The organism is Desulfobacterium sp. N47 (assembly GCF_051233685.1).
Lineage (GTDB): Bacteria > Desulfobacterota > Desulfobacteria > Desulfobacterales > RPRI01 > RPRI01.
In genome coordinates this window covers 1-12981 of the sequence record NZ_JBAMMY010000119.1, presented here as the reverse complement: position 1 = coordinate 12981, position 12981 = coordinate 1, and the positions used below count along the sequence as shown (strand labels likewise).

General features: G+C 46.0%; 6 protein-coding genes. All 6 read left to right on the top strand.

The window, feature by feature from the left end; translation table 11 throughout:
* The first annotated feature begins 574 nt into the window (after window positions 1-574).
* The 6 genes from VXK47_RS07380 to VXK47_RS07355 all read left to right on the top strand — a co-directional run bounded on the left by VXK47_RS07380 (window position 575) and on the right by VXK47_RS07355 (window position 12921).
* Window positions 575-3634: a BPTD_3080 family restriction endonuclease gene (locus tag VXK47_RS07380; protein WP_435548126.1), complete on the top strand. Its 3060-nt coding sequence runs from the start codon at window positions 575-577 to the stop codon at window positions 3632-3634.
* A gap of 9 nt (window positions 3635-3643) precedes the next feature.
* Complete coding sequence (locus VXK47_RS07375; RefSeq protein ID WP_435548125.1) at window positions 3644-6955, top strand: site-specific DNA-methyltransferase; 3312 nt, start codon at window positions 3644-3646, stop codon at window positions 6953-6955.
* On the top strand, window positions 6952-8382 hold the full coding sequence (locus tag VXK47_RS07370; RefSeq protein WP_435548124.1) for a hypothetical protein: 1431 nt from the start codon (window positions 6952-6954) through the stop codon (window positions 8380-8382). Before VXK47_RS07375 ends, VXK47_RS07370 begins: the two co-directional genes overlap by 4 nt.
* On the top strand, window positions 8379-10469 hold the full coding sequence (locus VXK47_RS07365) for an ATP-binding protein (protein WP_435548123.1): 2091 nt from the start codon (window positions 8379-8381) through the stop codon (window positions 10467-10469). Before VXK47_RS07370 ends, VXK47_RS07365 begins: the two co-directional genes overlap by 4 nt.
* 4 nt (window positions 10470-10473) lie before the next feature.
* The gene (locus VXK47_RS07360) at window positions 10474-12555 is read left to right on the top strand and encodes a 3'-5' exonuclease (protein WP_435548122.1); all 2082 of its coding nucleotides are present in this window, start codon (window positions 10474-10476) and stop codon (window positions 12553-12555) included.
* A 138-nt stretch (window positions 12556-12693) separates the two neighbouring features.
* Window positions 12694-12921, top strand: coding sequence for a GIY-YIG nuclease family protein (locus tag VXK47_RS07355; protein WP_435548121.1), 228 nt, complete (start codon window positions 12694-12696; stop codon window positions 12919-12921).
* The last annotated feature ends 60 nt before the right edge of the window (window positions 12922-12981 follow it).

The window sequence follows — 12981 nt, the reverse complement described above, 5'->3', positions numbered from 1 at the left end:
GAAAAAGTGACGGCGATCCGGGAACCAAAAGCCTCTGGCTCGGTTTGCAACGAGTGGACGATCTCGCCGGCATGTGGAGAGTTCTCATGGCATATGCCCAATCCAATCGTGCTAAACAGACTTATGGGTAAGGGTCAGCTTAATAAAGGGGGATAGGGGGTTGTAAATAGAATATCTAAGCACAGAGCAACTACATCTAAGAATCCATTAATTCTAAATGCGGTTTGCCCTGCTTTAACTAAAATGACTGTTTTGTATCGAGTAGCTATTCTTTTTTATATCAAATCAGAAAATTCTAAATACCACATGCCCTGGCAAAGTACAGACTTATCAAAGGTTTTTTATACGGAAGATACTTTCACTTGTTGTATAGATATCACAGAAATTATCAGGATGAAAAACGCCTGATATTGATTTTGCTTTAAAAATCGGTATAAACGCCAAAGATGGTTTGACTTAGCACGTCAAATTAGTATAGTTCTAAAAGTTCTAAATGATGAATCATCTTTTTTATAAATTAAAGCCATGAACTGATATGACCTAACCTCTTTTTGTACTATGAGAAAGGCAATACATGGATAACCGATTCTTTGAAAAACCTATCATTAATTCCCCATACGAATACCCGGCCCAGCACTGGGAGCTTGATGACCAGGGCCAGCCGACACAAAGAATAATTGAAAAACGCCGCATTGCAAAATTTATAACTCCAATTCCAAAGCCGAGAAAACAAAAAAGCAAAGATGCGTTACAACAACAGCAATTTGTTTTCGATGAGGGCAAAGGAATTTCAACTAAAGAACAGCAATACGATCCCACGCCGATCATTAATGAACTCCGTACATATGTGAATCAATGGCGTGCTTTAAAAAACCCGAATGACTGGAAAGTTACGCCTGAAACCGCCCGTCTGTTGCAGCACTGGCGACACCACAAGTTCAATTATATTCGCCCATTTTTTTGCCAGGTGGAAGCAGTTGAGACTGTCATCTGGCTTACCGAGGTAGCAACAAAATCCGGCAAAAGCGAAAAAGGCTTTCTTGAACATCTTGCCAATGCCAACAATGAAGCAAACCCAAATCTTATGCGTTTGGCTTTGAAGCTGGCCACCGGCGCAGGCAAAACCACTGTAATGGCTATGATTATTTCATGGCAGACAATCAATGCTGTGCGCCGCCCAACCAGTAAAAACTTCACTCGTGGCTTTTTAGTTGTTACCCCTGGTTTGACTATTCGTGATCGGCTCCGTGTGCTTCTTCCCAATGATCCGGACAGCTATTATGCAAGCCGTGAACTGGTCCCAAACGACATGCTTTCCGATCTGGAGCGGGCTAAAATTGTCATCACCAATTACCATGCGTTTAAACAACGTGAACGAATGGAATTGTCAAAGGGAGGCCGTTCCCTGCTCCAGGGACGGGGGGAAGCTTTAAATACACTGGAAACCGAAGGCCAGATGATTCAGCGCGTGATGCCGGACCTTATGGGAATGAAAAATATCATGGTGCTAAATGACGAAGGGCACCATTGCTACAGGGAAAAACCGGGCGTAGATGATTTAAGCGCCTTGAAAGGTGATGAGAAAGAAGAAGCGGAAAAGAACAATGAGGCTGCGCGTCTTTGGATTTCAGGTCTTGAAGCCGTTAATCGAAAGCTTGGTGTTACACGTGTCATGGATTTGTCGGCAACGCCATTTTTTTTAAGCGGTTCCGGCTACGCTGAAGGCACTCTGTTCCCATGGACCATGAGTGATTTTTCCTTGATGGATTCCATTGAATGTGGAATCGTTAAACTGCCAAGAGTGCCGGTGGCAGATAACATACCCGGCGAAGAGATGCCAAAATTTCGCAATCTCTGGAAACATATCGGTAAAAAAATGCCAAAAAAAGGGAGAGGTAAGTCGAAGACTCTTGATCCCCTCAGCCTGCCCGTTGAACTGCAAACAGCACTGGAAGCCCTTTATGGACATTATAAAAAAACATATGATCTATGGAAAGAAAACGGAATTCATATACCCCCTTGTTTTATTATTGTCTGCAACAATACATCCACATCCAAATTGATTTACGACTATATTTCCGGCTTTTATCGTGAGAATGAAGACGGTTCAAGTCAGTTGGTAAATGGCCGTCTGGAGCTGTTTAGAAATTTTGATGAACATGGTAATCCACTTGGACGCCCAAACACTTTACTGATTGACAGCCATCAACTGGAATCCGGCGAAGCTTTGGATAAAAATTTTCGGGAAATGGCTGATGATGAAATCGAACGTTTTCGCCGGGAAATCATTGAACGAACCGGGGATCGCCGTCAGGCGGAAAATATTTCCGATCATGACATACTCCGGGAGGTAATGAATACTGTCGGCAAGCAAGGCAGATTAGGAGAATCAATCCGATGCGTGGTATCAGTCTCCATGCTCACCGAAGGTTGGGATGCCAACAATGTAACACACATCTTGGGCGTGCGGGCGTTTGGCACACAACTTCTTTGCGAACAGGTTATTGGTCGGGCACTGCGTCGTCAGTCATATGACCTCAATGAAGAAGGCCTGTTTAATGTAGAGTATGCAGATATACTGGGGATTCCGTTTGATTTTACGGCCAAACCTGTAATCGCCCCGCCTCAGCCGCCAAGAGAAACCATCCATGTCAAAGCAGTTCGGCCTGATCGCGATTCATTGGAAATAAAATTTCCCCGTGTTCAGGGGTATCGCGTTGAATTACCGGAAGAACGGCTGACGGCTGAGTTTAATGAAGACTCTGTTCTGGAGCTCACACCGGGTATTGTTGGCCCGTCTATCACCAAAAATCAGGGTATAATCGGTGAGGATGTGGATCTTAGTCTGGATCATCTGGAAGACATGCGGCGATCAACATTGCTGTTTCACGTTACCAAGCGTTTACTATACACAAAATGGAGAGATTCTGATAAAGATCCTGAAATGCACCTGTTCGGCCAGCTCAAACGAATCACCAAACAATGGCTTGACAATTGTCTGGTCTGTAAAGGCCATACATACCCGGCCCAGTTGATGTATCAGGAGCTTGCCGATATGGCCTGTGAACGGATTACTGCCGGTATTACCCGTGCGCTGATTGGGGAACGACCTGTCAAGGCGATGCTTGATCCATATAACCCTACCGGATCAACCATACATGTGAATTTCAATACGTCGAAAAAGGATCGATGGCAAACAGATGCCCGGCGTTGCCATTTAAACTGGGTTATTCTTGACAGCGATTGGGAAGCAGAATTTTGCCGTGTGGCGGAATCCCATCCTAAAGTAAAGGCATATGTCAAAAACCATAATCTCGGGCTGGAAGTTCCTTACCGATATGGGGCTGAGATGCGTACATATCTGCCGGATTTCATAGTTCAGATAGATGACGGCCAGGACGACCCCCTGAATCTGATTGTCGAAATAAAAGGATACCGCCGTGAAGATGCGAAAGAAAAAAAAGCTACAATGGAAACCTACTGGGTGCCTGGTGTTAACAACCAAGGTCATTATGGCCGCTGGGCCTTTGCCGAGTTTACAGAAGTTTACCGGATAGAATCCGACTTTGAAGCAAAAGTTGAAGCAGAATTTAATAAAATGATCGAATCCGTCATTGCTAAGCCGAAACCATAAGGAAGTATAATGGCAAAAAAAGCTAACAACAATAAAACAATCAAGGCTGTTGAAACCATAACACACGATGAAGCATGCCGTAAAAATATTCCCACGGCTGAATATCAATCAGTAATGCGAAAAGATGAACAAACTCCCATACAAATTGCATATGAGCGCCGAAATCGAGATTTAGACCCGCAGCTTGTCTGGCGCGGAAAGGATGAGCAGGACTGGTCGGATTTAGTGGTTCATGCACCACCCCTGTATATACAGGAAAAGGTTCATCCCAAAGTTTTGATTGACGATTTGATGAAGGCAGTGGAGAGTGGTCAGTGGCAAGTGGAGAGTGGAAAAACTAACCACTTGCCGGTTCAAATTGACCTTTTCGCTGATTTCAACGGTATTCCAAAGGGCGCGGATAAAACCGAATTCTACCAGCACGATGCCAACTGGTCGAACAGGATGATTTTAGGGGACAGTTTACAGGTCATGGCATCTCTGGCGGAACGCGAAGGGCTTCGTGGAAAAGTCCAATGTATTTATTTTGATCCGCCATACGGCATCAAGTTCAATTCAAATTTTCAGTGGTCCACCACCAGCCGGGATGTGAAGGATGGAAATGTCGATCATATTACACGGGAGCCGGAACAGGTAAAAGCGTTCCGTGATACCTGGAGGGATGGGATTCATTCATATCTGACGTATTTGCGGGATCGTTTGACTGTGGCGCGGGATTTGTTGACGGAATCCGGCTCGATATTTGTGCAGATTGGAGATGAGAATGTTCATAGGGTGAGGGCATTGATGGATGAGGTATTTGGAGATACCAACTTTATCAGTCTTATCCACTTCCAAACTACAACCGGTCAAGCTTCTGACTTATTGCCAAGATCTGGGGATTACGTTATTTGGTACGGTAAAAATAGGAACAACATCAAATCGAAAAAATTATATGCGGAAAAAAATCTTGCTGATCTTGCCAGCTACAATCAGGCACGCTCTTTGATAACCTTTGCCACCAGAAAACTTTCAAAAGAAGAGAGACTTGGACAAAAATCAATTGATAACCAATGGATAATCTACTCTGCTCAGAACTTGCGTTCACAAGACGCTGGCTCGGAAGAAAATCGTAAATTCCAACTTCGCGGACGAACTTTTGACTGCGGTCCAAACCACCACTGGAAAACAAATCCTTTACCTGGAATTAAACGACTTGAATTTGCAGATCGATTACAAATTAACGGCAACTCTCCCAACTACATCCGATTTATAAATGATTACCCAGTTGTTGAATATACGACACAATGGAATGATACAGCAATTGCGGGGTTTAGCGGTGATAAAAAGAGATATGTGGTTGAAACATCAACCAAGGTAATTGAACGCTGCATAATCATGACAACCGACCCAGGTGACCTTGTCCTCGATCCTACCTGCGGTTCTGGAACAACTGTCTACGTTGCCGAACAATGGGGCCGTCGCTGGATTACTATTGATACTTCTCGTGTAGCGCTGGCCCTTGCCCGTGCACGTATCATGGGTGCGCGTTATTCGTATTATCTGCTTGCAGATAGTAAGGATGGCCAGCTCAAGGAAGCAGAAATTACTAAAACAGCTCCATCGGAAGCGCTAACACAAAACAATATCCGACAGGGATTTGTTTATGAACGAGTGCCCCACATCACTCTTAAATCCATTGCCAACAATATGGAAATTGACGTTATCTGGGAGAAGTACCAGGAGAAATTGGAACCCCTCCGTGAAAAGCTGAATAAGGCGCTTGATAAGAAATGGGAAGAATGGGAAATCCCTCGCCAACTCTCTGACGTCATTCCGGCGAAAGCCGGAACCCAGAAAAAAGAAGTGGAATTTCTCCATGCCCAGTGGTGGCAACAGCGGATTGCACGGCAGAAGGAGATCGACAGCTCCATTGCTGCCAAGGCGGATTTTGAATATCTCTACGACAAACCCTATGAAGACAAAAAGAAGGTGCGGGTGGCAGGGCCGTTCACGGTCGAGAGCCTTTCACCGCATCGCGTGCTTGGAGTAGATGAGAATGACGAGCTGATCGACGGCCTCGCAGAATCGAAGTCCGGATATGGTGAGCTACAGAGCTTTGTTCAAATGATTCTGGAAAACCTCAAGATCTCCGGAGTCCAGCAGGCCCACAAAGAAGATAAGATCAATTTCTCCTCCATTAGCCCATGGCCCGGTTATTATGTATGTGCGGAGGGTAAATACTTTGAAGGCGAAGAAGATACCGGCACTGAAAAACGCGCGGCTATTTTTATCGGGCCTGAGTTTGGAACCGTATCCAGACCGGATCTGGTTTCTGCTGCAAGAGAAGCAGGCGACGGTGATTTTGACGTACTGATATCCTGTGCCTTTAATTACGATGCTCATTCCTCAGAATTTGACAAGCTTGGCCGTATTCCTGTGCTCAAAGCACGGATGAACGCTGACCTCCATATGGCCGATGACCTAAAAAATACCGGTAAAGGCAACTTATTTGTTATTTTTGGTGAGCCGGATATAACAGTGGTTAGTGGTCAGTGGATAGTGACCAGAAACGGAAGGTTGGTTGCAAACTATGAACAAGCTAAAGAGTTATCAGGACTTGGAAGTCTGGAAGAAATCAATCGTGCTGGCCGAGATGATTTATCGGCTTTCCGCCCACTTCCCAAAGGAGGAAAAATTCGGTCTGACAAGTCAGATCCGGCGAGCATCGATCTCCGTACCAGCGAACATCGCGGAGGGAGCGGAACGCAACGGGACGGGGGAATTTCTTCAGTTTTTGGGGATAGCCAGCGGGTCTCTGGCAGAGGTGGAAACCTTTCTGTTTCTGGCCGAAAGGCTGGGGATGGTCACGAAGGATCAAATTTCTCAATCTCTGACTCAGGCGGCGGACGTTGGTCGAATGATCAATGGGCTCAAGCGGTCGCTGCGTTCAAAAACCTGACAGAGGCGGATTTCCCTCTTTCTCTGACCACTGACCACAAGGCGCAGGTCACTATCCACGGTGTGGATGTTTTCCATCCCAACACCGGAGAAGTCCGCAGCGACGGGGCCGAAGGCATTGCCTGCTGGTTTATCGACACGGATTACAACGAAGAGAGCTTCTTCGTCCGCCACGCCTATTTTCTCGGGGCCAATGATCCATACAAGGCTTTAAAAACAACTCTTAAAGCAGAAATCAACCAGGATGCATGGGATTCCCTAAACAGCGACACTTCCCGGCCCTTTGATAAACCGAAATCCGGCCGGATCGCTGTGAAGGTGATCAATCATTTAGGTGATGAAGTGATGAAGGTATTTCGGGTGGAAGGAGGAGTTAAATGACTGAGAAATCAAGGGAGGAAAACAAAGACATATCCAAAAACATTCTGAAATGTCGGGATGATACTCAACCTGTTATTTTTATGCAACAGGGCATATCTATCGATGATTCACCTCCTCAGTTTATGCTTGCAGAGAATTCGACCTGCTCATGGGCAAAACAGGAAGATGTATTTGGGATTGACAAGTTGCGTCCCCGCATCGAGCCTTGGCTGACTGCTTTATGTCAGTCCGAACACTTTTCGCTGTTGTTGGGTTCCGGGTTATCCCATGCCCTACATTATCTTGGGACAGATAAAGTGCTCCCTGGAATGGGGTTAGGAGATTTTGGTGACGAGAACGATGTGGTCAACGGAGAGGCCAAAAGGACGGCAGAGGCTTCCGGACGAGGCGATGGCAACATCGAAGACCAGATACGCGTGGCCAATGAGTTGCTTAGAGGTCTGGAAATTCTTGGCACGAGAGACGAACAGGCCCAAGAGCGTGCTAATGTACTTCGCAGTAAGTTGGTCGATGTCCTTGCAACTTTTGCAAAAGGTATTCTCCGTGGCGAACAGGCCTTAATCGCTGCTGAGGAGAATAAGCGCGAACGTGCCTTTAACTATCTCGTCAGCTTTATGATGAGTTTTGCAAGCCGTACCGGCACCCGAGATCGCCTGCATATTTTCACAACTAACAACGATCGCTTTATCGAGGCTGGCGCGGAAGTTGCCGGCATGCACTTGTTAGACCGCTTCATTGGCTCTCTGGCACCGATTTTCCGTTCTTCTCGCCTCGATTTGGATCTGCATTACAATCCTCCAGGCATTCGCGGCGAACCGCGCTATCTTGAGGGTGTGGCGCGATTTACTAAACTCCACGGCTCATTGGACTGGGTGGACTGCTTTCGAAACATTCGCCGAGTGGGCGTCCCTTTCGGCGCCTGCAACATGCAGCCTTACCTAAATACCTTCGGCACAGCCAAGGTCGATGCGATGAATCTGATGATCTATCCCAACGCGGCTAAAGACCGAGAAACAGCATCCTATCCCTACGTAGAGCTTTTCCGAGATTTAGCCGCCGCGGCTTGCCGCCCCAATCACACACTGATCGCCTTCGGCTATAGTTTCGGAGACGAACACATCAACCGTGTCATTGAGGACATGCTCACCATACCCTCCACCCATCTTGTCGTCATTTCTTACGACGATCCGCTGGGTCGTATCATGAAAACTTATGAGAAGTTAGGGAGGCACGCCCAGATCAGTTTGCTGATCGGCAATCACGTCGGTGAGTTTCAATCTTTGGTGGATCACTACCTGCCGAAACCCGCTATCGATCGAACGACCTTTCGTATGGCCGAGTTGCTCAAGGCGCGATGGGGAACAAAGCAGAGCGAAGATCAGGATTCCGTTCCAACTCCGACGCCTGAAGAAGGAGGCGAGGCATGAGTCAGACACCTTTCGCCCATGCCGAGAGTTTACGAATAGGCACTGTAGATTTTATCTCGCCTGACGAGGTGAAAGTATTGCTTGAAATCGATGCGCCTGAATCGGTTGCACTCAACGCAGGCGGCGCACGCCCCTTTCCACGCGTCAATGGGTATGTGCTTTTGCCGGTCGATGACGGCTACCTCGTTGGACAGATCGAATGGCTATCAATCGAGCGTTCGACTTTCCCTAAGCGTCGAGGTATCCAGGACTTTGGTTTGGTTGATTTGCCATATCCTTTGCGAAAAATGAGCCTGAATCCGATTGGCACACTGCACAAACGAGCCGGGATAAATGAGCAATACACTTTTCGACGTGGAACCGATGCAATGCCTTCAGTTGGAGCCGCAGTTCTACTGCCCACAGAGAAGCAATTGCGTTCTATCATTGAGTCGGGAGAACGGCGGCGAGTCCGTATCGGAACAAGCCCCCTTGCGGGAGATGCTGAGGTTTCAATCGATCCAGATCGCCTGTTCGGGCGTCATCTTGCGGTGCTTGGCAACACGGGTAGCGGTAAGTCCTGTTCTGTCGCAGGGCTAATTCGCTGGTCAATAGAGGCCGCACGGGCTCAAAAGAAATCTATCGGCGAACCTAATGCCCGATTTATAATTCTAGACCCAAACGGAGAGTATTCTCGAGCCTTTTGCGGTACCGATTCTGGAATACAAACAAGAATCTTTAAGGTTAGTCCCAAAGTGGGGGAACTCGCCCTACAAGTGCCTCTATGGTTTTGGAACAGTGCGGAGTGGTGTTCCTTTACACAGGCGAGTACAAAAACACAGAAGCCCTTGCTAAAGCGTGCACTTCGTGAAGTGAAGGCAGGGCGTATTGGAGCTGGAGAATTTACGGAACAAGAAAAAAAACTGGAACTGCGCCGATATCTTTCTTCGACACTGATCACCATTCAACGTGATCTTCGTTCAGGTGCAATTAAGACGGATGAAACCAAATTTGGATTTCGATTAAAGGCAATCAAGAGTGATTTGGAGCAGAAAAAGAACGACTTTCCCGTACACAGGCTTATAGATATCCAAGATGCTATTCAAAAAGCGTTGGATGCAACATTTCAAAGCTTCATTGATAAAAACCAGAAATTAGTCGAATACTACCGAGCATTCACCGAAGATCAGATCAATCAGATCATAAATACATTAAAAGCTTCATTGGAAACTCTTGGTGGCATCATTTATCAAGAGGGCCCTGACGAAGATGTTCCCCTACCATTCAAAGGCGTGGATCTTGCCGATCACTTACACATCCTTTCCGATCAAGAAAATGTCAGTCAGTTCCTCGACTTCCTGATATCAAGGATTAGGACGTTTCTTTCTGACAGAAAGATTGATTCCGTTGTTGGTGGTAGCAGTACGGTAACCCTCGACCAATGGTTGATGGACTATATCGGCAGCGAAAATGTGACTGATGGCCAAATTTCCATTCTTGATCTGTCACTTGTGCCAACTGAGGTCGTTCATGTGGTCACAGCGGTTACTGCCCGCATGGTTTTTGAGGCGCTTCAGCGTTTCAGGAAACTTAATCACGTGGTTTTACCGACGGTATTGGTTATGGAGGAGGCACATATTTTCATTAAGCGTTACAAGGATGACATCGAAAACTATGACGCCGCTACAGTTTGTTGTCAGGTCTTCGAACGCATCGCTCGCGAAGGTCGTAAGTTTGGACTCGGCCTGGTGCTTTCTTCACAGAGGCCGTCGGAACTTTCTCCCTCCGTTCTCTCGCAATGTAATACTTTCCTGTTGCATCGCATCAGCAATGACCGGGACCAGGAGTTGATTCATCGACTGGTACCAGATAATCTTCGTGGCCTGCTACGTGAGTTACCGTCTCTACCTTCTCAGAATGCAATTCTTCTTGGATGGGCATCTGAGCTTCCGGTATTGCTGAAAATGGATGATCTACCAAAGACTCAACAGCCGCATTCGGACGATCCGGACTTCTGGGATGTTTGGACAGGAAAAGATATCGAAGGGAAGATTGTTGAGCGTAAAGCCGAGTGGAAGTCTATCGCAGATGATTGGCAGGGGAAATGACCTGATGCAATTCCGAATAGCAGATACATTTACTGACAGTCTCACAAGATTAAATAATGATGAACAAAAAGCTGTAAAGACTTCTGCTTTTGATCTTCAGTTGAATCCGGCAAATCCGGGCATGCAGTTTCACAAGCTTGAAAAAGCAAAAGATCCAAACTTCTGGTCTGTTCGTGTGAACCGGGATATTCGGCTGATTGTTCATAAAAACCAGGATAGTTTAATGCTTTGCTATGTTGGGCACCATGATGATGCCTATCGGTGGGCGGAAAAACGAAAACTGGAAACTCATCCTAAAACCGGTGCAGCTCAGTTGGTTGAAATCAGGGAAACAGTCGAAGAAATAACTATCCCTAAATATATTGATGTAAAACAGCAGCCGGTTTCAAAACCGTTCTTGTTTGAAAATTTATCTGATGATGAATTGTTGAACTATGGAGTTCCTGCTGAATGGTTAAATGACGTGCATAAAGTCAATGAAGATACTGTTCTTGATCTGGCTGGTCATTTACCCGGTGAGGCTGCAGAAGCTTTACTGAATCTGGCTATAGGCATTAAACCACAAACTTCAATGGAATCGTTTGCATGCGAAAATCCATTCGATCACCCGGATGCGCAACGCTGTTTTCGGGTTATGAGCAATACGGAAGAACTCGCAAAGGCTTTGGATTATCCCTGGGAAAAATGGACTGTTTTCCTTCATCCGGAGCAACGTCAACTGGTTGAGAAAGATTATAATGGGCCTGCAAGGGTTTCAGGCTCGGCAGGTACAGGCAAAACAGTAGTTGCACTTCATCGGGCAGTTTTTCTTGCCCGTACCAATCCGGATGCAAGAGTTTTGCTGACTACTTTTTCAGATACACTGGCTAATGCCTTAAACACCAAGCTGAGGCGTTTAATTGGCAATGAACCACGTATTGCCGAGCATCTGGAAGTATATTCTCTTGATTATATCGGCCAGCGGCTTTATGAGTTAAATTTTGGCCGCCCAAAAATTGCATCGAAAGAGGTTGTTCGCCAACTTCTTAAGGAATCAGCCAAAGATGTTGAGCAAAACAGGTTTGGCCTTTATTTCCTGATAACTGAATGGACCGATGTTGTGGATGCCTGGCAGTTGAAAACGTGGGAAGCATATCGTGACGTAAGACGTTTAGGGCGCAAGACGCGCTTACCCGAAAAGCAACGCGAAATACTCTGGTCAATCTTCGATCGCGTTTGGTCTGCCATTAATAAACAGGAAATGATCACAAAATCAGAAGTATTCACAAAAACGGCATCCAAAATTTCAAGCAGCAACCATCCACCTTTCAATTATGTTATTGCAGATGAATCTCAGGATCTTAGTGTGCCCCAATTAATGTTTCTTGCGGCATTTAACTCAAATAAACCAAACAGCCTTTTCTTTGCCGGAGACTTGGGCCAAAGGATATTCCAGCAGCCTTTCTCATGGAAATCTCTTGGGGTGGATATTCAGGGCCGTTCCCGAACACTTCGGATCAATTACCGGACCTCACACCAAATCAGGAAACAGGCAGACCTTCTTTTAGGGCCGGAACTATCCGACGTTGACGGTAATACGGAAAACCGGCGAGGAACGATTTCTGTGTTTAACGGTCCAAAACCGGAAATTATGGTTTTTGATACACAGGAAGATGAGATTGAATCTGTCGGCAAATGGCTTACGGAACGTCTGAATGAAGGCGTGGCGCCAAATGAAATAGGTGTTTTTGTCCGATCAACAAATGAATTATTCAGGGCTTGCGAGGCTGTTCAGAAAACCGGAAAATCCTTTAAGGTTCTTGATGAAAAGGTTGAAACTACGAGTGGACATATATCAATCAGCACTATGCATCTTGCCAAAGGTCTGGAGTTTAAAGCCGTCTGCGTGATAGCCTGTGACGATGAAGTAATTCCCTCCCAGGAACGGATCGAAACAGTAGCCGATGACATGGATCTTGAAGAAGTATACAACACGGAACGTCACTTGCTTTATGTTGCTTGCACTCGTGCAAGGGATAATCTTTTGGTTTCCGGTGTTAAACCGGTGTCGGAATTTCTTGATGATATAAGGAGTGATTGGGTTTAAATAATATGATGCTTTTTTAAAGTCTGTGTTATCTACTATTGATCACAGCTAAATCTTAACCTTTGATAAGAAGAATATGAAACAAAAATGGAGGCGTAAAATGATAGCGAAGAAAAAGAGAAAGAGAGGTATTGACGAGTGAAAAAGTGGATTGTTTACCTTGTGCGATGCACCGATGGAACTCTTTGTTGCGGGGTAACCAATGATCTTTCGAAGCGTATCAAGGCGCATAACTCCGGCAAGGGGGCGGTTTACACTCGAGGAAGGTTTCCCGTCCACCTCGAGGCTAAAAGCAGGACAATGACGCGATCGGAGGCGCTCAGGCTGGAAATTCTGAAGTGGATAACAAAGGAAAAGTTACTATAATTATTGTTGGATTTTATTAGACCGTAATGAGAAAATAAAAAACCCGTTATTTCTAACGGG